General features: G+C 63.3%; 23 protein-coding genes. 8 read left to right on the top strand and 15 right to left on the bottom strand.

Annotation, left to right across the window (positions count from 1 at the left end; all coding sequences use genetic code 11):
• The first annotated feature begins 96 nt into the window (after positions 1-96).
• Both E6B08_RS14470 and E6B08_RS14465 read left to right on the top strand, forming a co-directional pair.
• Entirely contained in the window at positions 97-315 is a 219-nt protein-coding gene (locus E6B08_RS14470) for a general stress protein (protein WP_136914652.1), read from the top strand.
• A gap of 327 nt (positions 316-642) precedes the next feature.
• Positions 643-930, top strand: a complete 288-nt coding sequence (locus E6B08_RS14465; RefSeq protein WP_136917405.1) for a DUF6555 family protein — start codon at positions 643-645, stop codon at positions 928-930.
• Between the two features lie 339 nt (positions 931-1,269).
• Here E6B08_RS14465 and E6B08_RS14460 read toward each other — a convergent pair whose 3' ends face one another.
• Together E6B08_RS14460 and E6B08_RS14455 are read right to left on the bottom strand one after the other, a co-directional pair.
• Positions 1,270-1,749: a DMT family transporter gene (locus E6B08_RS14460; RefSeq protein ID WP_136914651.1), complete on the bottom strand. Its 480-nt coding sequence runs from the start codon at positions 1,747-1,749 to the stop codon at positions 1,270-1,272.
• Between the two features lie 13 nt (positions 1,750-1,762).
• Entirely contained in the window at positions 1,763-2,194 is a 432-nt protein-coding gene (locus tag E6B08_RS14455) for a DMT family transporter (protein ID WP_136914650.1), read from the bottom strand.
• 123 nt (positions 2,195-2,317) lie between these two features.
• On the opposite strand from E6B08_RS14455, the gene E6B08_RS14450 reads away from it, so the two are divergent.
• Together E6B08_RS14450 and E6B08_RS14445 are read left to right on the top strand one after the other, a co-directional pair.
• Complete coding sequence (locus E6B08_RS14450; protein ID WP_136914649.1) at positions 2,318-3,268, top strand: LysR family transcriptional regulator; 951 nt, start codon at positions 2,318-2,320, stop codon at positions 3,266-3,268.
• Between the two features lie 116 nt (positions 3,269-3,384).
• Complete coding sequence (locus E6B08_RS14445; protein ID WP_136914648.1) at positions 3,385-3,573, top strand: hypothetical protein; 189 nt, start codon at positions 3,385-3,387, stop codon at positions 3,571-3,573.
• Between the two features lie 76 nt (positions 3,574-3,649).
• Here the strand turns inward: E6B08_RS14445 and rfaD are convergent, their stop codons facing one another.
• Positions 3,650-4,681, bottom strand: a complete 1,032-nt coding sequence (gene rfaD, locus E6B08_RS14440) for an ADP-glyceromanno-heptose 6-epimerase (protein WP_136914647.1) — start codon at positions 4,679-4,681, stop codon at positions 3,650-3,652.
• Between the two features lie 241 nt (positions 4,682-4,922).
• Between rfaD and E6B08_RS14435 the strand changes: the two genes are divergently transcribed.
• Both E6B08_RS14435 and E6B08_RS14430 read left to right on the top strand, forming a co-directional pair.
• On the top strand, positions 4,923-6,098 hold the full coding sequence (locus E6B08_RS14435) for an MFS transporter (RefSeq protein ID WP_136914646.1): 1,176 nt from the start codon (positions 4,923-4,925) through the stop codon (positions 6,096-6,098).
• Between the two features lie 90 nt (positions 6,099-6,188).
• Positions 6,189-6,878, top strand: a complete 690-nt coding sequence (locus tag E6B08_RS14430) for a nitroreductase (protein ID WP_136914645.1) — start codon at positions 6,189-6,191, stop codon at positions 6,876-6,878.
• 6 nt (positions 6,879-6,884) lie between these two features.
• On the opposite strand, the gene E6B08_RS14425 is transcribed toward E6B08_RS14430, so the two are convergent.
• The 7 genes from E6B08_RS14425 to E6B08_RS14395 form a co-directional block, all read right to left on the bottom strand.
• Positions 6,885-7,478 (bottom strand): TetR/AcrR family transcriptional regulator, encoded by a 594-nt coding sequence (locus tag E6B08_RS14425; RefSeq protein WP_136914644.1) that lies wholly within the window; start codon positions 7,476-7,478, stop codon positions 6,885-6,887.
• Between the two features lie 94 nt (positions 7,479-7,572).
• Complete coding sequence (locus E6B08_RS14420; RefSeq protein ID WP_136914643.1) at positions 7,573-8,397, bottom strand: HpcH/HpaI aldolase/citrate lyase family protein; 825 nt, start codon at positions 8,395-8,397, stop codon at positions 7,573-7,575.
• On the bottom strand, positions 8,394-9,236 hold the full coding sequence (locus tag E6B08_RS14415; protein WP_136914642.1) for an FAS1-like dehydratase domain-containing protein: 843 nt from the start codon (positions 9,234-9,236) through the stop codon (positions 8,394-8,396). Before E6B08_RS14415 ends, E6B08_RS14420 begins: the two co-directional genes overlap by 4 nt.
• Positions 9,237-9,255: 19 nt before the next feature.
• Complete coding sequence (locus E6B08_RS14410; RefSeq protein WP_136914641.1) at positions 9,256-10,185, bottom strand: electron transfer flavoprotein subunit alpha/FixB family protein; 930 nt, start codon at positions 10,183-10,185, stop codon at positions 9,256-9,258.
• Positions 10,185-10,934, bottom strand: a complete 750-nt coding sequence (locus tag E6B08_RS14405; RefSeq protein WP_136914640.1) for an electron transfer flavoprotein subunit beta/FixA family protein — start codon at positions 10,932-10,934, stop codon at positions 10,185-10,187. The genes E6B08_RS14410 and E6B08_RS14405 overlap by 1 nt, the downstream gene beginning before the upstream one ends.
• Positions 10,931-12,127, bottom strand: coding sequence for a CaiB/BaiF CoA transferase family protein (locus E6B08_RS14400; RefSeq protein ID WP_136914639.1), 1,197 nt, complete (start codon positions 12,125-12,127; stop codon positions 10,931-10,933). The genes E6B08_RS14405 and E6B08_RS14400 overlap by 4 nt, the downstream gene beginning before the upstream one ends.
• 87 nt (positions 12,128-12,214) lie before the next feature.
• Positions 12,215-13,378 carry an acyl-CoA dehydrogenase family protein gene (locus tag E6B08_RS14395; protein WP_136914638.1) on the bottom strand — a complete coding sequence of 388 codons (1,164 nt, stop codon included), beginning with the start codon at positions 13,376-13,378 and terminating at the stop codon, positions 12,215-12,217.
• A gap of 321 nt (positions 13,379-13,699) precedes the next feature.
• On the opposite strand from E6B08_RS14395, the gene E6B08_RS14390 reads away from it, so the two are divergent.
• Positions 13,700-14,623 (top strand): LysR family transcriptional regulator, encoded by a 924-nt coding sequence (locus E6B08_RS14390; RefSeq protein ID WP_136914637.1) that lies wholly within the window; start codon positions 13,700-13,702, stop codon positions 14,621-14,623.
• 268 nt (positions 14,624-14,891) lie between these two features.
• The gene (locus E6B08_RS14385) at positions 14,892-16,256 is read left to right on the top strand and encodes an MFS family transporter (protein WP_136914636.1); all 1,365 of its coding nucleotides are present in this window, start codon (positions 14,892-14,894) and stop codon (positions 16,254-16,256) included.
• A 50-nt stretch (positions 16,257-16,306) separates the two neighbouring features.
• On the opposite strand, the gene E6B08_RS14380 is transcribed toward E6B08_RS14385, so the two are convergent.
• From E6B08_RS14380 to E6B08_RS14360, 5 genes are read right to left on the bottom strand one after another with little or no spacing between them, the layout of a single operon-like run.
• Entirely contained in the window at positions 16,307-17,584 is a 1,278-nt protein-coding gene (locus tag E6B08_RS14380; protein ID WP_136914635.1) for a CaiB/BaiF CoA transferase family protein, read from the bottom strand.
• An 18-nt stretch (positions 17,585-17,602) separates the two neighbouring features.
• Positions 17,603-18,943, bottom strand: a complete 1,341-nt coding sequence (locus tag E6B08_RS14375; protein WP_136914634.1) for an MFS transporter — start codon at positions 18,941-18,943, stop codon at positions 17,603-17,605.
• 40 nt (positions 18,944-18,983) lie between these two features.
• Positions 18,984-19,982: an acyl-CoA dehydrogenase family protein gene (locus E6B08_RS14370; RefSeq protein WP_136914633.1), complete on the bottom strand. Its 999-nt coding sequence runs from the start codon at positions 19,980-19,982 to the stop codon at positions 18,984-18,986.
• 8 nt (positions 19,983-19,990) lie between these two features.
• A complete protein-coding gene (locus tag E6B08_RS14365) occupies positions 19,991-21,139 on the bottom strand; it encodes an acyl-CoA dehydrogenase family protein (protein WP_416194402.1) in 1,149 nt (382 codons plus the stop codon).
• On the bottom strand, positions 21,136-21,609 hold the full coding sequence (locus tag E6B08_RS14360) for a MaoC family dehydratase (RefSeq protein WP_136914631.1): 474 nt from the start codon (positions 21,607-21,609) through the stop codon (positions 21,136-21,138). Before E6B08_RS14360 ends, E6B08_RS14365 begins: the two co-directional genes overlap by 4 nt.
• Positions 21,610-21,710 lie beyond the last annotated feature (101 nt).

Raw genomic sequence — 21,710 nt, 5'->3', positions numbered from 1 at the left:
ATTCGGCGCTCGCCTCGGTTCGGAGCTTAGGCAGGTGCAACGACCTGACAGGGTCCGGTCGCCTGCGCAACCCAATCCATCGCAAGGAGATACGACATGGCTCGTGATCAAGCCCAGACCGGCCAACGTGGCGGCACCAAGGAAACCAACCCGGGCAATTTCGCCAACGACCGCGAAAAAGCGTCCCGCGCAGGCCACAAAGGCGGCCAGGCCTCGGGAGGCAACTTTGCCAACGACCGTGCGCGCGCATCGGAGGCAGGCCGCAAGGGTGGCCAGAACAGCCATGGCGGCGGCCGAACCAAGAACCAAGAGTGAGTCACCCCGCTCGCCAATGCCCGCCAGCACTTGGCGGGCATTGGCCCCGGCTCTAGGCGCAGGCCGCGTTCCGGGGCGCCTCATTCCACCGCATGGCGTTGGAGGATGCCGCCCGTGGCTACGAGATCTTCGATGACCGCCAGGACCGCTGCCGCAAGATGATCTTGGTCCCAGGCGCAGTGCCAGATGCCAACCCAGGCGCACCGCTTTGACAGGGAAGATGGCCCCGCTTACCGCTCGCGCGAATTGTTCGACGATTTATTGAATCTTCTGGCGCAAGCGGCACTCCATCAGGAAGTCATCCATGGAGAAGAGGAGGGCCCAGGGATGCCTAGTCCCCAGCTGTATATCATCGACTACCAACTGCACGGCAAGCTGCGCAGTTTCATCATTCGTCTGGAGCGGATGGACAATGCCGAAGCCTGGCATTGGGCAAGTTGCGATGCGGGTATCGGGATCATTCCCAAGTTCGGCCGGGAGAAGATTCGCAAGGTCAGTCGGCCCATGGCCGAGCGCTACGGCATCACTGCCGTGAGCTGGCGATTGTCCGGAGAAAAGACCGGCCAGCCTGCTGGTAATCCGTCGGCGGGCGAGAAAGATCCTGCCACGCTGTAACGCGCTGCCCCGGTCATCCTGGCGATGGTCGGGGCAGGGCGGTGCATGGCACCGGCTTCGCCGGTGTTCGCGGGCAAGCCCGCTCCCACAGGTACGGCGCAGGCCATGACAGCTGTTCAGTTCCTGTAGGAGCGGGTTTACCCGCGAACACCGGCGAAGCCGGTGCCATGCACCGCGTCGTTCCATTCGAGGGACAAGCCCTCACCTAAAGAAAAAAAGGCCTGCCGCGAGGGCAGGCCAATACAGGAGTGAGAGGCAAGCCCTTGACCACCCCTCATCATGTGAGAGCCCTGGCAGCCCGTCAGGGGTCAGTGCGATCCTGGCATTGCCGACCAGCGGTCACTGGACAGTTGCCGGTGCACGACCGGCTTCGGCTTGTACGGTATTGCTCTTGTAGATCAGCACCAAGGCGACCGCCAGCAAGCCAACGGCGATCATCCGTGAGCCGCCAAGGTGAATCACGTTATTGCCGAACCACCCGAAGTGATCGACCAGCAGACTCATCAGCAACTGTCCGCTGATCACCGCCACAGTGGCTGCGGCCGTGCCTACCCGGGGCATGGCGAAGACGATCACCAGCATGTACACCACCCCGAAGAAGGCTCCGCTGACCTGCCAGCGGGGCACGTTGAACAGGTTCATGGCGTGCTGGGGTTCGAACAGGAAGGCATACAGGAAGCTGACCAAGGTACCGAGGGCAAAGGTGAGCCAGGCGCTTTCCAGCACGCCCACCTCGGCGCCGAGGCGGCCATTGATTGCAGATTGTGCGCAGAGCACGGCGCCGCTGAAGACGACGAGCAGAAGCATGGTGACGAGCATCGTGTGACTCCAATCAGACGTTGATGAACCAGAGGGCGCCGAGAATCGCCAGCAGGGCGCCAACGCGGTAGTGGTCGACCTGGCGCTTTCCGGCACCCAACCAACCGAAATGATCGATGACCAGGCTGGCCGCGACCTGGCCAAAGAGAATCCCGACCATGGTCAGGCCGACGCCGATGTGCGGCGTGGCCAGGGTGAGCGCGCCTACGTAGATCGGGCCGAGCACGCCGCCGGCGAGCATCCAGCGCGGCTTGCCGAACAATTGGCCGAGCTTGGGGCGAGCGAACACCAGGCCGAAGGTGAGCAGGAGCGTGCCCAGGCCGAAGATGCCGAGCGTGGCCCAGCCGTGGCCGATCTGCTCGCCCAATGGCCCGAGTAGACCCGCTTCGACCGATAGGCCCATGCCGGCCAGTACGACCAGGGGGAGAATCCATAACTGTTGCATCGAACAACCTCTAGAAAACGATGCGCGCAGGTTAGGGAGATGCGTTAATTGCTACAATCCAGCGTAATAGCAAAACATCATTGCTTAAATCGCAACTCATAACGCATAGGTATTCGTAATTTCATGCATCTGAAAGCCCATCGCTATTTCGCCATGGTGGCGCTCACGGGCAGCTTCATTGCCACTGCCCGACATTTCCAGGTCCCTGCGTCTTCGGTGTCGCGCTTCATCGCGGCGCTGGAGCAGGAGCTTGGCCAGCAGCTGCTTTACCGCAACACGCGGGGTGTAAAGCTGACCGAGGCAGGCGAGCGCTATTACAGTCAGGTGCGTGAAGTGATCGAGTTGCTCGATGCGGCAGATGAATCGTTGCTGGGGCAGGCGGAGCATATCCATGGGCTGGTGCGGATCAACGCACCCCAGGCCCTGGGTAGCCTGCAGATCGCCGGATTGCTCGACCGCCTGCATGACGTCTACCCGGACATCACTGTCGAACTCACTCTCACCGATGCGTTCATCGACCCCGTCCAGGAGGGTGCGGACATCACCCTGCGTGTCGGGCATATGGAGGACTCTGGCCTGATCGGGCGCAAGGTCGCAGAGCAGCGCTATGTGCTGGCGGCCAGTGCGGCCTATGTGGAGCGCTATGGCAGGCCTGCGTCGCCGGAGCAACTGACCGAGCATGCATGCCTGGTGTACAAGGGCCGTGCAGGCGCACAGCGTTGGCATTTTAGCCAACCAGGCGAGGCCAGGCCGCAGGTGGTAGAGGTCAAGGGGCCATTGCGCAGCAATAACGCGCAAGTACTGGCGGCGGCGGCGCGTTCGGGGCGGGGGATCGTGTTGTTTCCGACATGGCTGTATGCCAAGGATGACTTCACCAGTGGCGCGATGATCGATCTGCTGCCGGACTGGCAGGGCGCAGTGGACGCCGATCCCAGCCCCATTCATCTGCTTTCTCCGGAGAATCGGCTGCGCTCGCGCAAGGTGCAGGCGGTGAGCGCGTTCTTGCTCGAGGCGATCGGAACGCCGCCTTATTGGGATGATCTGGGGATTGAATTGCCAGTCGCGCTGCGGTGAGCCCGCGTCAGGTACCTGGTAATTCTGCCAGTTGTGAGGGGGAGGGTAGTTGGGCTCAATGGGCCTTCGGTCATCACGGCCGTGCTTGACGGGACCCATTCAGGAGGCTTTACACGATGTCTATTTCCAAAAAGCTCGCGGTAATCTTCTTTGCAGTGTTGTCGTTCGCTGGTGTCAGCCATGCCAGCAGTATTCATTCCTCTGTTGGTGACTCCCATGGCACTGGAGTTTATGCCAGTGATGGTGGGTCGGGTACTGACGGAAGCGAGGACTCCACGAGTGATGACGATAATGGTGAGGAGTGATGGCTAGCCCGACGGGTTGGCGGTTCCCGCCGGAACGTCATAGATGTCCATGACTCATCGAAGTGTCGTTTGATCCTCAAGCTGCCGCCGCTTGCTTGAAAGGAGCAGGCGGCGGGCTTTGGATACTCTTCAACCAGTCACAGTAGCGGGCTACGCCTTGCTCGACGGTCAATGTTGGCGCCTTGAATCCCGCCGCGCGCAAGCGCTCCAGGTCGGCACAGGTGTAGCACTGGTACTTGCCACGCAAGTGATCGGGGAACTCGCTGTATTCCAGGATGCCTTCCAGCAACGCGGCCTGCAGCGTCAAAGGGGGTTGATCGTGCTGCTCGCGCAGCCGGTTGATGACCGCCAGGGCCACGTCGTTGAACGGCTGGGCACGCCCGCTGCCAACGTTGAAAATGCCGCTCAGCTGCGGGTGATCGAGGAAGAACAGGTTGACCTTGACCACATCTTCCACCGACACGAAGTCGCGCAGGTGGCCACCGCTTGGATAGTCGCCGTACTGGCCGAACAAGCTGACCTTGCCATGGGCCTGGTACTGGTTGAAGCAATGCAGGGCCACCGAGGCCATGGCGCCCTTGTGCTGCTCATGGGGGCCATAGACATTGAAATAGCGCAGCCCGACGATCTGGCTACGGGCTGCCGGTAACTGGCGGCGCACGTGCTGGTCGAACAGGAACTTGGAGTAGCCGTAGACGTTGAGCGGCCGCTCGCATTCACGTTGCTCGCGAAACACCTCTCCCGCCCCGTACACCGCTGCCGACGAGGCATACAGCATGGGAATCTGCTGTGCCTGGGCGGCCTCCAGCAGGTCGCGGCTGAAGCGGTAGTTGTTGTCCATCATGAAGCGCCCGTCGCCTTCGACGGTGCTCGAACAGGCGCCCTGGTGCAGCACTGCCCGGACTTTGCCAAACTGGCCGCGGGCGAAGCGTTCAAGGAAGTCGTTCTTGTCCAGGTAGTCGGCGATCTCGCTGTCGGCGAGGTTGCGGAATTTGTCACCATCGGTCAGGTCGTCGACGGCGATGATGTCGGTTTCGAAGCGTTGGTTGAGCGCCTGTACAAGGTTGCTACCAATGAACCCCGCGGCGCCCGTGACGATGATGGTCATGCCATGCCCTCGTTATCTGGGTGCGGAGCCGTCATTGTAAGGCCCGGTAACTGAACGATTCCTTAATCAGGATCAATAAAAACCGAGGTTATCGCTGCGGCATTGCTCCGCGCCAGGCACCGGGCATAGCTGAAATGCCCGGATTCTATAGCACCTGGCGGCAGCTCTCACTAGACTGCCCACATGCGCGTGAGGCCGGTCGAGCCCTGCCGTACCTCTTCTTGTTGGTAAAGGTCGTTTTGTGAACGCTGGTGTACGTCTTCCTGGGCCGGTCGGTATCTTCTGGCTCGGCCTTTTGCAGATTCTGGTCTGGGGTGGTTCTTTCTTCTTGCTGGCCGTGATGGCCGCACCGATCATGCGCGAGACCGGCTGGGACAGCCACTGGGTGTACGGGGCACTGTCGCTCGGGCTCATGGTGTCGGCGCTGCTGGCACCGCTGTCGAGCCGGATGATCGCCCGCTACGGTGGGCGTTGGCAGCTCGCCGCCAGTGGTGCGGTAGTCGGCGTCGGGTTGCTGGTAGTCGCCAACTGTCACAGCCTGCAGGTGTTCCTGCTGGCATGGGTGATCATTGGCGCAGGCATGGCGCTGGGGCTCTACGAAGCACTGTTCGCCACCCTCGGGGCGTTGTATGGCGAGCGTGCGGGCCGGGCGATCACCGGTATCACGTTGATCTCCGGTTTCGCCACCACCATCACCTGGCCGGTAGTGGCCCTGGCCATCGAACAACTGGGCTGGCGCACGGCGTGCACGGCCTATGCCGCGCTGCTGATCGTAGTGGTTGCGCCGCTGTACCTGTGGGTGCTTCCGGCCGGCCCGCGAGTGGCCAAGGCGCAGCGCTCGGAGGCCAGCGATAGCGGCGCGGTGGACCGGCGACTTTACCTGTTGCTGATCTGGATCTTCGCGCTGGGCGCGATCATCATGACCGCCGTGTCGGTGCAACTGGTGGCGGTATTGCAGGGGCTGGGGCATTCCCTGGCCAGCGCCATCGGCTTGTGTGCCTTGCTCGGGCCGAGCCAGGTGGCGTCGCGGGTACTGCAGATACTGGCGGGCAAGCGCCACCCGATCTGGACCGCGTTGGTGTCGACGGTGTTGGTAGCGATAGGCCTGACGCTGGTGACCGCAGCACCGGCAGCGACGGCGCTGGGCCTGTTGCTGTTCGGCTGTGGCAATGGCCTGCGGGCGATCGTGCGCGGCCTGCTGCCCCTGGCGCTGATGCCGCCGGCACAGTACGTGGCGCTGATGGGCAGGATGTCGCGGCCTTCGTTGATTGGCCAGGCATTGACGCCGCTGGTAGGGGGCTATCTGTTCCAGCACTTCGGCGCCATGGGGGTATTGGTTACCCTGGTGGGGCTGGCGCTGGTCAATGTCGTGCTGGTAGTGCTGGTCATGCGGTCGCTGCGGGGTCGCCCGGCATGACCGGTTCAATGATCGCGTGGGCCTGCTTCGCGGGCAAGCCCGCTCCCACCAGGACGGCGCCGCTCTCAGGGCAGCGGCCCAGGAGGTCACATGTCTGAATATACGTTGTCGGTGCTGGACGCCGTACACAGCCGCTGCTCGATCAGGGCGTTCCGGCCAGACCCAGTCGAGCGTTCGGTGCTCGAACAAATCCTCGCTGCCGCGGCCTGGGCGCCTTCGGGCAGCAATATCCAGCCATGGAAGGTGCACGTGCTGACCGGCTCGAGCAAGCAGGCACTGACCCGCAAGATCCTCGCAACCCTCGATGATGCCGAGGAAAATGCTCGCCATAGCGAGGTGCACGCCTACTATCCGACGCAATGGAAACCACCCTACATCGACCGCCGACGGGCGCTGGGCTGGGGGCTGTACTCGCTGCTCGGCATCACGCGCCAGGACACGGCTGCGATGCAGGCGCAACATGCGCGCAACTTCCAGTTCTTCGACGCGCCGGTGGGGCTGATGTTCACCCTCGACAGTTGCATGGAGCGAGGCTCATGGCTCGATTTCGGGATGTTCTTGCAGAATGTGATGCTGGTGGCCAAGGCATTTGGACTCGACACCTGCCCGCAAGCGGCCTTCAATCGCTATCACCGGATCGTCGCCGAACACCTTGAGCTACCCGCCGATGAGCTATTGGTATGCGGCATGAGCCTGGGTTATGCCGACCCCGACAAAGTCGAGAATGGCTTGGCGCGCGAGCGAGCTGGCCTCGAGAGTTTCGTGCGTTTTCATTCCTGAAGCGTGTCAGCGATGAATTAATGCCGGCGCGCCAGCCCCACCGGCCAGCCGGCGGCTCATGCGCATGATCCAGGCTTCGATGGCTGCTTCGTCCATGGGGTGTTCACGACCGCGCAGGGCATCGGCGGAATCGAGCAGGCCGAGGATCGCTTCGCCGAGATCCATTGCATCCTCGACGCCAGCGGCCTGGGTGCCGTGGCGGCTGGCACCCAGGTAATGACACAAAGGTGCATACAGCCGCTGCCGTGCTTGCAGCAGCCAACTGCGCCGCGCTGCATCGACATGACGTGTTTCATGGCGCAAGAGCAACTGCTCGGCGGGGTGGGTGCGCTGGCGCGCTAGCAGAAACTGCAAGAAGCCCTGCAGGTCGCGGGAGTAAGTGCTCAAACGCCAGGCCTCTACGCGTTGCGCATAAATATCCAACAGTACATCCAGCAGCAGGTCCTGCTTGCTGGCGATATGGTGGTAGAGACTACCGGGTTGCATGCCAACGCGCGCCGCCAACTGGCGCATGCTCATCGCGCCATACCCCACTTCGGCCATCAACTCGCTGGCTGCATGCAGCAGGAACATCGGGCATGAAGATGCGCTTTGGGGCATGGCAGTGCTCGTTCGGCAAGTGGAAAGGAGCCCCTGTCACCGCCTTGCCGAGCCCGTCAGAACGTGGCATGCCGGCAACAGGAGCGGACAACGCTCAGGAGTTGTTTTCGGCCCGTGCCACCAGTGCGCGGGCGCGCAGGATCACCGGGGCATCGACCATCTGCCCGTCCAGTTTGAACACGCCAGCGCCGCTGGCTGCGCCATCGAGCACTCGGCGCGCCCAGGCAAGCTCGGTCTCGGAGGGCCGCATGGCCCGGTGGATGACATCGACCTGGCTCGGATGGATGCACAAGGCACCGCCAAAACCCATGTCACGGGCAAACTGCACGTGCTGGTACAGACCGTCGGTGTCCTGGATGTTCGGGTACACGCCGTCGAGCGGCGCGCCTAGGGCGGCGGCACGGCTGTGCAGCAGTACGGCGTACCGAGCATGCCCCAGAACCTGGGCAGCGGCTTCGCTGTCGTTGCGCAAGTCAAGGTCCAGGCCCAGGTCCAGGCTGCCGAAAGACAAGCGCTCCACACCTTTGGCACTGGCTAGCTGGGGCAGGGCGACCAGGCCCCTGGCGCTCTCGATGATCGGCAACACGGCCCGGCCTGTGGCGCTGGCGCGGGCTACCTGCTCGGCGGTTTCGGCCTTGGGCAGGAGAATGCCGATGACGCCGGCGTGGCGATGACACAGCGCCAGGTCTTCATGGTGTGCCCAGTGTTCCGGCGCATTGACGCGGACCAGCACCTTGGCATCCGGCTGCACGCCAAGGAACTGCCGCAGGTTGTGCCGCGCCTGTTCCTTGGCGGCTTCCTCGACCGCGTCTTCCAAATCGACGATGACCCGGTCCGCGCCACTGGCCAGCGCCTTGGCAATGCGCTCCGGGCGGGTCGCTGGCACGAACAGCGCCGAGCGGACGATCGAACTGTTCATCGTGGTCGCTCCAGGGAGAACTCGATCTCACCCGATTGCGCCATGCCGGCCTCGGCCGTCGCCCAAACCTGGGCCTTGCCGTCATCGAGCATGCGTCCGCCAACCTCGAAAGGTGCGGGTGAAATCAACGGCCGCAAGCCTCGGAAGCTGTAACTCTCGACCTGGGCGCCTGGATTGGCACGCAGGAAGGCGCGCAAGTTAAGGGTCGCGATGAGCGGCCCGTGCACCACCAGGCCAGGGTAGCCCTCGGTTTCGGTGACATAGGGCCAGTCGTAGTGAATGCGGTGGCCGTTGAAGGTGACTGCGCTGTAGCGAAACAGCAGAGTGGCATCCGGGTTTACGGGTTCTTGCCACTGGGCCGCTGGGGCGGAGTCGGTGCCGCCGAGCTTGGGCGGGGTAGGTTCGCGGTAGACGATGTCCTGTTCCTCGATCAATACCACGCGTTCGTCCTGCAGGTACTCGTGCTTGACCGTGACGAACAGCAGCGACCCAGTGCGGCCGTGCTTCTCCTCGGCCTTGAGCACCGTGGAGACCCGGGTCACATCGGCTTCGACACGTAATGGGGTGATGAACTGCAGGCGACTGCCGGCCCACATGCGATTGCGGTTTTCAGCTGGCGGCAGGAAGCCGCCACGAGCCGGATGGCCATCGGCGCCAAGGCCTGCCGCCTCGACGTTTGGCTGGAAGAACGCCCAGTGCCAAAGCAGGGGTAGCGCCTCGCCGGGCGCCGGGCAGGCTTCGCTGAGCGTGGCGGCGATGCGTTTTACCAGCAGGTGCGAGAGACGCTCCTCGCAGCGCTCGCTGCGGCCGATCCAGGCGCCGAGGTCTTGTGTGGTCATGCTTGGGTTCCTTGCACGTTCAGAGCTGGGCGGAAAGTTCGGGGACGGCTTCGAACAAATCGGCGACCAGTCCATAGTCGGCCACCTGGAAGATCGGTGCCTCTTCGTCCTTGTTGATCGCAACGATCACTTTCGAGTCCTTCATACCTGCCAGGTGCTGGATCGCGCCGGAAATACCCACGGCGATGTACAGCTGCGGGGCGACGATCTTGCCGGTCTGGCCGACCTGCATGTCGTTGGGCACGAAGCCTGCGTCGACTGCGGCGCGTGAAGCACCGACCGCAGCGCCGAGCTTGTCGGCCAGGCTGTACAGGTGGCTGAAGTTGTCGCCGTTGCCCATGCCACGCCCGCCGGAGACGACGATCTTGGCTGCGGTCAGTTCTGGCCGGTCGGAGGCTGCAAGGGTTTGCTCGACGAAGGATGACAGGCCCGCGTCGGTTGCACCTGCCAGCGTCTCGATGACGGCGCTGCCGCCTGTGGCCGGTAGTGGGTCGAAACCGGTGCTGCGCACGGTAATGACTTTTACCGCAGCGCTCGACTGCACGGTGGCGATGGCGTTACCGGCGTAGATCGGGCGCTTGAAGGTGTCGGCGGACTCTACCGCGATGATCTCGGAGATCTGGTCGACGTCCAGCAGTGCGGCAACCCGCGGCAGGATGTTCTTGCCGTTGGTGGTGGCCGGAGCCAGTACATGGCTGAAGTCGCGGCCAAGGTTGGCTAGCAGCGGAGCGATGTTCTCCGGCAACTGGTGCGTGTAGACGGCGTCGTCGGCGCTCAATACCTTGGCGACTCCAGGGATCGCGGCTGCGGCCTGGGCCACGTCAGCGATGCCAAAGCCTGCGACCAGCACCACGATTTCGCCACCGATCTGCTGCGCAGCGGCCAGGGTATTGAGGGTGGTGGCCGCCAGGGTGGCGTTGTTGTGTTCTGCCAAAACCAGGATAGTCATCAGATTACCTTCGCCTCGTTTTTCAGTTTCTCGACCAGTTCGGCCACCGACTTGACCTTGATGCCGGCGCTGCGCGCGGCTGGGGCCTCGACCTTGAGGGTGGTGTTGGTGGAGGTCATGGAAACGCCCAGGGCATCAGCCGTGACGGTTTCCAGTGGCTTCTTCTTGGCCTTCATGATGTTCGGCAGCGACGCATAGCGTGGCTCGTTCAGGCGCAGGTCGGTGGTGACGATGGCCGGCAGGTTCAGCGAAACGGTCTGCAGGCCGCCATCGATTTCACGGGTGACGGTGAGCTTGTCGCCGGCAACGCTGACCTTGGAGGCGAAGGTGCCTTGGGCGTAACCGCTCAGCGCGGCCAGCATCTGGCCGGTCTGGTTGTTGTCACTGTCGATGGCCTGCTTGCCGAGGATCACCAGCTGCGGCTGCTCTTTGTCGACCACGGCCTTGAGCGCCTTGGCCACGGCCAGGGAGTTCAGCTCGTCAGCCGCTTCGACCAGGATCGCACGGTCGGCGCCCAGGGCCAGGGCGGTGCGCAGTTGTTCCTGGGCGGCCCCAGGGCCGACGCTCACCACCACGATCTCGCTGGCGATGCCTTGCTCCTTGAGGCGCACGGCTTCTTCCACGGCGATTTCGCAGAAGGGGTTCATGGACATCTTGACGTTCGCCAGGTCGACGCCGGAGCTATCCGCCTTGACGCGAACCTTGACGTTGTAATCGACCACGCGTTTGACCGCGACCAGTACTTTCATATGACCCCCGAAGTGCGCAGCTGCTGGATTCGTTCGTTGGACAGGCCCAATTTGGCCAGGATGGTTTCGCTGTGCTCGCCCAAGGCAGGCACCGGGTCCATGCGCGGCGTATAGGCGTTGCTTGTGGCCGGTGGCAACAAGCTCGGCACCCTGCCTGCGGCGGTATCGATCTGCCGCCAGCGGTCACGCGCCTGCAACTGCGGGTGCTGCCACACGCCCTGCATGTCGTTGACCTTGGCGTTGGCGATGTTGGCGCCTTCGAGGCGCTGGATAACCGTGTCGAAGTCGAGCGTGGCGAATGCCTCGACGATCAGCGCGCGCAGCGCATCGCGGTTGGCCACGCGCTTGAAGTTGGCAGAGAAGCGCTCGTCTTCGGCCAGGGCTGGATCGAGCAGCACCTGCTGGCAGAACAGTTGCCACTCACGCTCGTTCTGCAAGCCAAGCATCACCGTGCTGTCGTCGCCGATCGGGAAAGGCCCGTAGGGATAGATGGTGGCGTGGGCGGCGCCGGCGCGTGGCGGTGGAGGCGCGCCTTCGTAGGCGTAGTACATCGGGTAGTTCATCCACTCGACCAGGCTTTCCAGCATGGAGATCTCCACCTGGCTGCCGATGCCGGTTTTCTCGCGCAGCAGCACCGCCGAGAGGATGCCTGTGTAGGCGTACATGCCGGCGGCGATGTCGGCGATGGAGTTACCGGCCTTGGCCATCTGCTCGTCACCGGGGCCACCGGTGACCGAGAGGAAGCCGCCTTCGCTCTGGATCAGCAGGTCGTAGGCTTTTTTCTGTTCGTAGGGGCCGCCGGCACCGTAGCCGGAAATGTCGCAGACGATCAGCCTGGGGAAGCGAGCGTGCAGGGCCTCGAAGCTCAGGCCCAGGCGCGCAGCCGCACCGGGGGCGAGGTTTTGCACCAGTACGTCGGCCTGCTCGAGCAACTGTTCGAGGATATCGCCGGCGATGTCTTGCTTGAGGTCCAGGGCGAGGCTTTCCTTCGAGCGGTTGGTCCACACGAAGTGCGAGGCAAGGCCATTGACCCGCTGGTCGTAGCCGCGGGCGAAATCGCCGCTGCCTGGGCGTTCGACCTTGATCACACGGGCGCCGAGGTCGGCCAGCTGGCGCGTGCAGAAGGGCGCGGCGATGGCGTGTTCGAGGCTGATGACGGTGATACCGTCAAGGGGGCGGATGGGCTCGGGCATGGGCTCTCCTATTGTTGTTTTTGGTGCAACACCCATAAGCCTGCACGGTCCCGGCGGGAACGCGCAGGGTTCCAGGGATTTGCACGATCAGAACGAGCGCGGCAGTTCCAGCAGGTGCTCGGCTACGTAGGAGAGGATCAGGTTGGTGGAGATCGGCGCGACTTGGTACAAGCGGGTTTCACGAAACTTGCGCTCGACGTCGTATTCGTTGGCGAAACCGAAACCGCCGTGGGTCTGCAGGCAAGCGTTGGCCGCTTCCCAGCTGGCTTTGGCGGCCAGGTACTTGGCCATGTTGGCGGCGGCTCCGGCATTGCGGCCGCTGTCATATTCCTCGCAAGCGCGCCAGCGCATCAGGTCGGCGGCTTCGATTTCGATATGCGCCTCGGCGATGGGGAACTGCACGCCCTGGTTCTGCCCGATCGGGCGGCCGAACACCACGCGGTCGCGAGCGTACTGGCTGGCCTTCTCGACGAACCAGCGACCGTCGCCGATGCACTCGGCAGCGATCAGCGTGCGCTCGGCATTGAGGCCGTCGAGGATGTAGCGAAAGCCCTTGCCTTCTTCACCGATCAGGCTGCTGGCGGGGATTTCCAGGTTGTCGAAGAACAACTCGTTGGTTTCGTGGTTGACCATGTTGGCGATTGGCTGAACAGTCAGGCCGTTGCCGATCGCGTCGCGCAGATCGACCAGGAAGATCGACATGCCTTCGGACTTCTTCTTCACCTCGGCCAGCGGCGTGGTGCGCGCCAGCAGGATCATCAGGTCGGAGTGCTGGACCCGCGAGATCCATACCTTCTGGCCATTGATCACGTACTTGTCGCCTTTGCGCACCGCAGTGGTCTTGAGCTTGGTGGTGTCGGTCCCGGTAGTGGGCTCGGTGACGCCCATCGACTGCAGGCGCAGTTCGCCGCTGGCGAGCTTGGGCAGGTAGTAGCGTTTCTGTTCGTCGCTGCCGTTACGCAGCAGGGTGAACATGTTGTACATCTGGCCGTGGATGGTGCCGGAGTTGCCGCCGCAGGCATTGACCTCTTCGAGGATGACCGAAGCCTCGGCAAGGCCCAGGCCCGAGCCGCCAAATTCCTCGGGGATCATCGCCGACAGCCAGCCGGCATCGGTCATGGCCTTGACGAAGGCTTCGGGGAAGCCTTTTTCCTCGTCGATCTTGCGCCAGTACTCGGCAGGGAACTCGCCACACAAGGCGCGCACGCCCTCACGGATGGCGTTCAGCTGTTCTTGGTCGTGCTCGGTCATTTGCGATCTCCAGGGCGGGCAGGGCCTGTAGCGTCATCGTGGGTCGGCTACCGGCCCCACCCTGTGCTGCTTTTGTTTTGCCACAGCATGGCGGCAGATGACGCACAGGACGACTACCTTTTTTTTCTTTGAGATATGCCCAAATGCTATAGCTCAGGTGCGAACGCGTGACGCAGGGGTGGCTCTTGGTCAAGCAGGATCAGGCGTGGAGGCCAACTGATATACCTGAAATCTATAGCCGCTTCGGGAGGTGATGTTTAGACTGTGCACTGCCTCCCGGGCGTGCGAGCCCTTCCTTCAGTTCAGCGCAATGGTCGACCGATGGACGTAGTGCAACTCAAAACCCTCATCCATGTAGCCGAGCTCGGCAGCCTGAGCAAGGCTTCCGACCGTCTGCATATCGCCCAGCCGGCCCTGAGTCGGCAGATTCGCCAACTGGAAAAGGAACTGGGGGTGTACCTGTTCGAGCGGCACGGGCGCGGCATGGAAATCACCGAGGCGGGGCTGGAGGTGCTCGAGCATGCCACCCGTATCATGGATGAGCTGGAGTCGATCCGCACCTCGGTGGCGGGTGGGCGCGCAGCGTTTCGGGGCATGGTGGTTATCGGTACCACGCCGACCATCGCCGAAATCGTCACGGTCCCTCTGGTCAAGCGTATCCGCGACACCCACCCCGACCTGTCGATCCGCTTTTCCTCGGCGTTCAGTGGCTACCTGTTGGACTGGCTGCAGCGGGGCGAGCTGGAACTTGCGATCTCCTACGACCCCCAGCCGTTGCATACCTTGCGCATCCAGCCGGTGATGATGGAGAACCTGATGCTGGTCGGCCCACCCGAAGCCGGGTTGTGCCGCGACACTGCGGTGCCATTCGCCCAGCTTGCCAGCGAACAGATGGTCTTGCCCAGCCCACGTCATGGTTTACGCAAGATCATGGACCAGTGCGCACTGGAGCGCGGCTTCAAGATAGCTACCAGCGTCGAGGCCGACTCGTTCGGCGCGATGATCGACCTGGTGCGCAATGGTTTCGGCTTCACCGCGTTGCCACTAGCCTCGATCTACTCGCTATTGGAAGCCGGGACACTCTGCGCCGCACCATTGATCGAGCCAACGCCGATGCGCAAGTTGGTGCTGGTGTCGCCGGCAGATCGCCACGTAAGCCCGGCAACCCGATACGTGGGCCAGACCTTCGTCGAGATCGCCTCAGAGCTTGTGGCCGACGGGATCTGGGCCGGGCACATGCTCTGAGCCTTCCCGCGTCAGCTATTCAATCAGGGCATAACAGCTAGAGGCCTCGTGGTCTGGCGGCTACGCAGGTGAGGGCGTAGCTTTGCCCGGGAATAAAAGTCGGTGCCCTTTCGCCGGCTTGTAAAATAATAGATCCCCAAAGGTACCCCAAGATGTCCGTCACATCGTCTCGCGTTCTGCCCATTGCCTCCCACCGCTCGGCGACTCCAATCCGGTAAATCGACGCTCTGTCCTGTCCCTGCGTTCGTCTTCGATTTGGAGTCATCCCATGCACGCCGATAACACCCAATCCGTTTCTCCCGCCATCGCCAACCTGACCAACCGCCAGCGCATCCGTGCCATCCTCGGTGCCTGCTCCGGCAACCTGGTGGAGTGGTACGATTTCTTCATCTACGCCTACACCTCGATCTACTTCGCCGCACTGTTTTTCCCCAAGGGCGACCAGACCACGCAATTGCTCGCCACCGCCGGCATCTTCGCCGTCGGTTTCTTCATGCGCCCGCTGGGTGGCTGGATCTTCGGTTATCTGGCCGATACCCGCGGTCGACGCTTCTCGATGATCATCTCGGTGTTCTTGATGTGCGGGGGTTCCCTGATGATCGCCGTGCTGCCGACCTACGACAGCGTGGGCATGGCCGCGCCGGTGCTGCTGCTGATCGCACGGCTGATGCAGGGGCTGTCGGTGGGCGCCGAATATGGAACCGGCGCCACCTACATCAGCGAAGTGTCGAGCAAGGGCAAGCGCTGTTTCTTCGGCTCGTTCCAGTACTTCACCATCATCGCCGGGCAACTGCTGGCCCTGCTGACCGTGGTGGTGTTGCAGAACATCCTGCCTGCCGATGACCTGAAGGCCTGGGGCTGGCGGATTCCGTTCGTGATCGGCGCCCTCAGCGCGCTGGTGGTGGTGTACCTGCGTCGCTCGATGCTGGAAACCGGACATGCCGGCAAGCATAAGGAAGCCGGCTCGATCAAGGCGCTGATGCGCCACAAGAAAGCCATCCTGCTGACCCTGGCGATCACCGCCGGTTGCTCGCTGCACTTCTATACCTTCTCCACCTATATGCAGAAGTACCTGGTGGTGTCCGCCGGTTTCGACCCTTCGACCGTGAGCTTCATCATGACTGCGGCGCTGGTGGTGTTCATGTGCATGCAGCCGGTCTTCGGCATGTTCGCCGACAAGATCGGCGCGCGTAACAGCATGATCGCCTTTGGCTTGCTGTCCAGCGTGTTCATCGTGCCGTTGCTGAGCGGGCTGAAAAGCGTCAGCAACCCCTATGAAGCATTTGCCCTGGTATTGGGCGGGCTGCTGATCGCGGCGTTCTACACGCCGGTGACTGGCGTGCTGAAGGCAGATCTGTATCCGGCAACGGTACGTGCGCTGGGCGTAGGCCTGCCTTATGCAATTGGCAACGCATTGTGCGGTGGTACCGCCGAGTACGTGGCGCTGGCGCTGCGTGGTGCGGGGGTGGAGTCGTACTTCTACTACTATGTCGCGGCCATGAGCGCGTTTACCCTGCTGGCGGCGGTGTTGATGCCGGATCTGCGCAAACATGGGTATCTGGATGGTAGCGGTAAGGTCGAGGAAAATACCGGGCTGCGTTCGAGCCCGGACTATTCGGGAGTGCGTGGCTGAGTGCAGTGGCCGGGGCAGGGTTTGGCGGGGCCTGCCCTGGCCAGGCTTGCTCAGCCGGCGCTGACGGCCCGGGCGACCGCAGGCTCTGCCATGGCGATAGCGCCACTGTCGACCAGTTCGGTCAACCGCGCATCCGCCAGTCCAAGTTCCTGGCGCAAGATTGCCGCCGTATCCTGGGCAAACACCGGCGGCGCCAGGCGATAGCTCGGCGGGGTCGCCGACAACTGGGCCGGGTAGCCCAACACCTTCACCGGCGTGCCATCCAGTCGCAGCAGGGTCTTGAGCAGGCCCCGAGCCTGGACATGCGGGTCGGCCAAGGCCTGCTGCAAGTTGTTTATCGGCCCACCAGGCACGCCTGCCTGCTCCATGGCCAGCAACAGGTCGGCGGCGCACCAGGTCGAAATACTCTTCGCCAGTTGGACTTCCAGTTCGCGCCGGTGCTGGCTGCGCCCGTCGTTGCGCAACAAGCGCGGGTCTTGCGCAAGATCGTCGCGCCCGAGCATGCGGCACAATGCCTGGAACTGGCTGTCCGAGCCACAGGCCACGAGGATGTAATCGTCGCTGCAGGCGAAATCGCGATAAGGCACCACGTTGGGATGGGCATTGCCCAGGCGTTGCGGTACCCGGTCGCTGACCAGGTAGTTCATGGCCTGGTTGGCCATCAGCGACAACTGGGTGTCGAGTAGCGCGCAGTCGATGTGCTGACCTTCGCCGCTGGCCTGGCGGTGGTTCAAGGCGGCGAGGATCGAGATGGTCGCGTACAGGCCGCAGAACAAATCGCTGACCGGCAGGCCGACCTTCAACGGGCCCGCGCCGGGCTCATCGTCGCAGCGCCCGGTGATACTCATCAGCCCACTCATGCCCTGGATCAGAAAGTCGTAGCCGCCGCGCCCGGCGTAGGGGCCGCTCTGGCCGAAGCCGGTGACCGAGCAGTAGATCAACTTCGGATTGATCGCCTTGAGCGTGGTGTAGTCCAGGCCGTAGCGTGCCAGCGTGCCGACCTTGTAGTTCTCCACCAGGATGTCGGCCGAGGCTACCAGTTCGCGCAGCAGCGCGGCCCCGTCGGGGTGACCGAAGTCGACGGCGATGGCGCGCTTGTTGCGGTTGGCGCAGAAGTAATAGGCGGCGTCCCAGGTATTACCACCCTCGATGAAGGGTGGGCCCCATTTGCGCGTGTCGTCGCAGCGGGTAGGGCGCTCGACCTTGATCACATCTGCACCGAGGTCGCCTAGCGTCTGCGTCGCCCAGGGGCCAGCGAGCACGCGTGAGAGGTCCAGCACGCGCAGGCCGGACAGCGATCCCGGCGTGGTAGCTTGCGAATCGTTCATGTCGTTCACCAATTCAGTTCAGTTCAAGGATTTGCCGCGGGTTTCCGGCATGCGGATGAAGGCGATGAGGGTGATCACAGCCATGATCGAGACGTAGATCAGGAACCACTGTTCATGCCCACGGCTTTGCAGCCAGGTCATCAGGTAGGGGGTGGTTCCGCCAAAGATCGCCACTACGAGGTTGTAGGGAAGACCGATGCCCAGGGCGCGGACATCGGTACTGAACAACTCCGACTTGATTGCGGGCGCAATTGCCGAATAAAGGCCGTAGAGCAGCAGGCCAAACAGTTCGACCAGCAGGATCGAAGCGAACGAGGAATTCATGTTACGTACTACGGGGTACAGCAACGCGGCATAGCCCAGCGCGAATACGATCAGCTGTGGTCGACGGCCAATACGGTCGGAAAGCCAGCCAAACAGCGGTTGCGATAGCATGAAGATCGCCAATGCCAGGCTGCTGGCGGCATAGGCCGTACCGGGCTCGGCACCCAGCGTACGAATGGCGTGCACCGGCAAGTAGCTGACGAACAGATAAAAGGCGAATGCGCCCAACAGGCTGATCCCGACCAGCCGCTTCACGGCCTCGGGATGCTCGCGCCACAGCGTACGCAGCGGTTGCTCCAGGCGTTTGCCCTGGCGCTGCTCATGACCTTGGCAAAATGCGGCCGTTTCCTCGACCCCACGACGAATCCACAAGCCCGCCAGGCTGCCCAGGCTGCCGATGAAGAACGGAATCCGCCAGCCGAAGTCGAGCAGTTGCTCGCGGCTCAGGCACTGGCTGAGCAACCAGGCCAGGCCCGACGCCGTCAGCAGCCCGAGGGCGATACTGGCGAAGAAGAACCCCGAGTAAAGCCCGCGTTGACTGGCGGGTGCGGACTCGGCGAGAAAGGTCGCTGCTGCGCCATATTCGCCGCCCACCGAGAGCCCTTGGACCATGCGTGCCGCCACCATCAACAGCGGCGCGGCAATGCCGATCGTGGCATAGGTGGGCATCAGGCTGATCAGCAACGAGGGCAGGGCCATCATCATTATCGTCAGGTTGAGTGCCGCCTTGCGCCCGGCGCGGTCGTTGTAGATACCGATCACCCAGCCGCCCAGAGGGCGCATGGCAAAACCGATGGCGAACACCGCGAACGCGGCCAGCAGCGCCGTGGTTTCGTTATCGGAAGGGAAGAACTGATGGCTGAAATAGAGGGCGAACGCGGTATAGATCGTCCAGTCGAACCACTCCACGGTGTTGCCTACGCTGCCGGCGATGATCGTGCGCCAGGCAATGGGGGTCGGACGGCGGACTGGCTCACGGACGAGGTGCTTGCAGCAGGGGTGAGTGGATGTGCCATGGGTGTTCTCCTTTGTCATTGTTATGAGAATCACGGGGCGCCGCGGCTGGCGGCACCGGTCAAGCGGCGGGCAGGTGACGGCGCAGGAACGCCAGGCTGTTTCCAGGTTGCTCCAGGGCGGTGCTGCCGATCAGTCGATGCCAGGCTGCTTCACTGCCAAAATCCATCCGCCAGGCATTGAGCCGCCGGGTGTAAAGCTGCAGCTCACACTCCTCGGTAATGCCAATGGCGCCGAACACCGCGTGGGCGATCCGGCACACCTCGGTCGCTGCACGGCTGCAGCGGGCCTTGGCCACGGCTGCAGCGATCTCGGACGGCCAGGGCCCTTCATGCAACGCCAGCTGCGCAGCCATGTGCGCGGCGTACACTTCTTCGGCTAGCACGCTCAGTTGCTGTTGAATCGCCTGAAAGCTGCCGATCGCCTTGCCGAACTGTTGCCGGGTATTGGCATATTCCAGCGTCAGCTGCAGTACGCGCTGCGCGGCACCGGCCATCAGCGCAGCGGTATAGGCGGCCCCCAGTGCACGCCAGTCATGGGCTGCGGTCAGCTGCACGACGTCGGCCGGCAGGTTCGACCAGAACAGGGCCTGATGGGTGCTGGCGTGCACCCCGTCGGCCTGGCGTTGCGCACAGTCGATTGGCAGCAGCCAGGCCCCATCAGGCAGGCTGACCAGCACCCAGCGGGCATGGGTGGCAAAAGGAACGCTCGCGCAGCGCACGGCATCCCCTTGGCGCTGGCCGCTGGCCAAGGCAATCGGGCCTTGTGGCAGCTCGATGCCGGCCTCTGCACACGCCAGGCGTACCCACCATGTGCTGGCCAGGGGCAACGGCAAGGCGCAGGCACCGGCGGCGTACAACAGGCGGCCCGCCGTTTGCGTGCTGGCCGCCGCACCTCCCAGTGCCTCGGGTAATAGCAGGTCGGTGAAACCCTGTTCGGCCAGTGAACGCCAGAGCGCATCGGGGGCCTCGCCCAGGTCGATGCGCCGTACGCGCTCGGGAGTGACTTCACCTTCCAGCCATTGGTCGAAAGCGTCGATGATCAAGGTATCAAGGTTCATGAAGGCTCCTATCGCAGTCCAAGGCCACGGGCGATGACGCCACGCAGGATTTCGCGGGTGCCCCCACGTAACGAGAACACCGGGGCGACACCCTGCAGGTAGGCCAGGGTGCGTTGCAGCAGGTGCGGTACCGTCAGTCCCTCGACTGCGCCCATGAGGTCGCCGAGCAAGGTGGGGATGGACTGCTCGAAAAGCGTGCCCATGTCCTTGACCAGCGCTGCCTCGACCACCGGACTGCCGCCGTCGGCCAACTGGCTGGCGAGGCTGACCGACAGGGCGCGTAGCACCATCAACTCGGCCAGCAAGCGCCCGAGCAACGACACGTGCCCAGCCTGAGGGTGCTCGCGCAGCCAGGCCATCCAGGCATCGAGCAGGGCGATGCTCGAATAGATGCGCTCAGGGCCGCTGCGCTCGAAGGCAAGCTCCGCGGTCACCTGCTTCCAGCCTTCGCCTTCCTCGCCCACCAGCGCGTCGGCGGGGAGTTGCACCTGGTCGAAGAACACCTCGCAGAAGTGCTCGGCGCCAGACAGATCGCGGATCGGCCGAATGGTCACGCCTGGCAACGAGAGGTCGACGATCACTTGGGACAGGCCCCGATGGCGGTCCTGCGCGGTGCCGGAGGTACGCACCAAGGCGATCATGTAGTGGCTGTGCTGTGCGTAGGTGGTCCAGATCTTCTGCCCATCGAGCAACCAGCCGTCCGCGTTGCGTTCGGCGCGGGTGCGCACACCAGCCAGGTCGGAACCGGCGTTCGGCTCGCTCATGCCGATGCAGAAGAACTGCTCGCCACGGCAGATTGCCGGCAGGTGGAAGCGCTTTTGCGCCTCGCTGCCGAACCGCAGTATCAGCGGGCCGCTCTGGCGGTCGGCGATCCAGTGGGCGGCGACCGGCGCACCGGCACACAGCAGCTCCTCAACGACCACGAAGCGGGCGAGGGCATCGAGGCCAGCGCCGCCGTATTCACTGGGCAGGGTGAGGCCAACCCAGCCGTGGGCAGCAAGGGCCTGGCTGAACTGGGCATCAAAGCCCTGCCAGCTACGGGCGCGCAGGTCGATGGGGTAGTCACGTAGGCGCTCGTCGAGAAACGCCCGGAGCTGCTCGCGCACTGCCTCATGGCTTGGCGGCAGTGGCCTGTAGTCGAGAGCTTCGAACATCAGCCGGCACTCCGCTCGGGGCGGCCGGCGAGCAGGCGCTTGACCTGGTATTCGATAACTGTCTCTTCGCGCTGGTTGAGCACATGGACCCGCGAGGTGACCACGGCGCGGCCGTGCTTCGAGGTTGGACGCACCTCTTCGATGACCACCAGCGCTTCCAGGGTGTCGCCGACAACCACCGGCCCGCGCACGCTCTTGTGCAGTTCGAGCAAGGCCAGTCCGGTACCCTGCAGCATGGTCTGCATGAGAATGCCTTCGATCAGGCTGTAGCTGAGCGCTGCCGGGACCGGGCGGCCAGCGATCGCGCCATTGAAGGTGCTGTCGATGAAGATCACCTCGGCCTGGCCGGTGACGCCGACGAAACCGATCAGGTCCGCCTCGGTCACGGTGCGGCGGAAAGTCCGAAAACGCTGCCCGGCCTCGATGTCCTGCCAGTAGTAGCCTTGCCCAAGTGCAATTTCGTCATGCGCCATGTGTCGCTCTCCCAAACGGGTCATTGTTGTTGTGAGGCTTCAGGCTATTGGCAGAACTCGTTCGCATCCAATATTGTTTGGAAAACGATTGATATGCCTGG

Origin of the sequence: Pseudomonas putida, from assembly GCF_005080685.1 — a bacterium.
In the GTDB taxonomy this organism is placed as follows: domain Bacteria; phylum Pseudomonadota; class Gammaproteobacteria; order Pseudomonadales; family Pseudomonadaceae; genus Aquipseudomonas; species Aquipseudomonas putida_V.
Note: the sequence above shows the minus strand (reverse complement) of the source record. Positions and strands in the feature narration are given on the sequence as shown.

Excerpts from the sequence above, each read along its gene's own strand:
- E6B08_RS14370 (WP_136914633.1), bottom strand. The coding sequence starts at position 19,982 with ATGAACCTTGATACCTTGATCATCGACGCTTTCGACCAATGGCTGGAA.
- E6B08_RS14360 (WP_136914631.1), bottom strand. The coding sequence starts at position 21,609 with ATGGCGCATGACGAAATTGCACTTGGGCAAGGCTACTACTGGCAGGAC.
- E6B08_RS14465 (WP_136917405.1), top strand. The coding sequence starts at position 643 with ATGCCTAGTCCCCAGCTGTATATCATCGACTACCAACTGCACGGCAAG.
- E6B08_RS14375 (WP_136914634.1), bottom strand. The coding sequence starts at position 18,943 with ATGACAAAGGAGAACACCCATGGCACATCCACTCACCCCTGCTGCAAG.
- E6B08_RS14425 (WP_136914644.1), bottom strand. The coding sequence starts at position 7,478 with ATGCCCCAAAGCGCATCTTCATGCCCGATGTTCCTGCTGCATGCAGCC.
- E6B08_RS14415 (WP_136914642.1), bottom strand. The coding sequence starts at position 9,236 with ATGACCACACAAGACCTCGGCGCCTGGATCGGCCGCAGCGAGCGCTGC.
- E6B08_RS14395 (WP_136914638.1), bottom strand. The coding sequence starts at position 13,378 with ATGACCGAGCACGACCAAGAACAGCTGAACGCCATCCGTGAGGGCGTG.
- E6B08_RS14455 (WP_136914650.1), bottom strand. The coding sequence starts at position 2,194 with ATGCAACAGTTATGGATTCTCCCCCTGGTCGTACTGGCCGGCATGGGC.
- E6B08_RS14385 (WP_136914636.1), top strand. The coding sequence starts at position 14,892 with ATGCACGCCGATAACACCCAATCCGTTTCTCCCGCCATCGCCAACCTG.
- E6B08_RS14445 (WP_136914648.1), top strand. The coding sequence starts at position 3,385 with ATGTCTATTTCCAAAAAGCTCGCGGTAATCTTCTTTGCAGTGTTGTCG.
- E6B08_RS14470 (WP_136914652.1), top strand. The coding sequence starts at position 97 with ATGGCTCGTGATCAAGCCCAGACCGGCCAACGTGGCGGCACCAAGGAA.
- E6B08_RS14450 (WP_136914649.1), top strand. The coding sequence starts at position 2,318 with ATGCATCTGAAAGCCCATCGCTATTTCGCCATGGTGGCGCTCACGGGC.
- E6B08_RS14460 (WP_136914651.1), bottom strand. The coding sequence starts at position 1,749 with ATGCTCGTCACCATGCTTCTGCTCGTCGTCTTCAGCGGCGCCGTGCTC.
- E6B08_RS14380 (WP_136914635.1), bottom strand. The coding sequence starts at position 17,584 with ATGAACGATTCGCAAGCTACCACGCCGGGATCGCTGTCCGGCCTGCGC.
- E6B08_RS14420 (WP_136914643.1), bottom strand. The coding sequence starts at position 8,397 with ATGAACAGTTCGATCGTCCGCTCGGCGCTGTTCGTGCCAGCGACCCGC.
- E6B08_RS14405 (WP_136914640.1), bottom strand. The coding sequence starts at position 10,934 with ATGAAAGTACTGGTCGCGGTCAAACGCGTGGTCGATTACAACGTCAAG.
- E6B08_RS14400 (WP_136914639.1), bottom strand. The coding sequence starts at position 12,127 with ATGCCCGAGCCCATCCGCCCCCTTGACGGTATCACCGTCATCAGCCTC.
- E6B08_RS14430 (WP_136914645.1), top strand. The coding sequence starts at position 6,189 with ATGTCTGAATATACGTTGTCGGTGCTGGACGCCGTACACAGCCGCTGC.
- E6B08_RS14410 (WP_136914641.1), bottom strand. The coding sequence starts at position 10,185 with ATGACTATCCTGGTTTTGGCAGAACACAACAACGCCACCCTGGCGGCC.
- rfaD (WP_136914647.1), bottom strand. The coding sequence starts at position 4,681 with ATGACCATCATCGTCACGGGCGCCGCGGGGTTCATTGGTAGCAACCTT.
- E6B08_RS14390 (WP_136914637.1), top strand. The coding sequence starts at position 13,700 with ATGGACGTAGTGCAACTCAAAACCCTCATCCATGTAGCCGAGCTCGGC.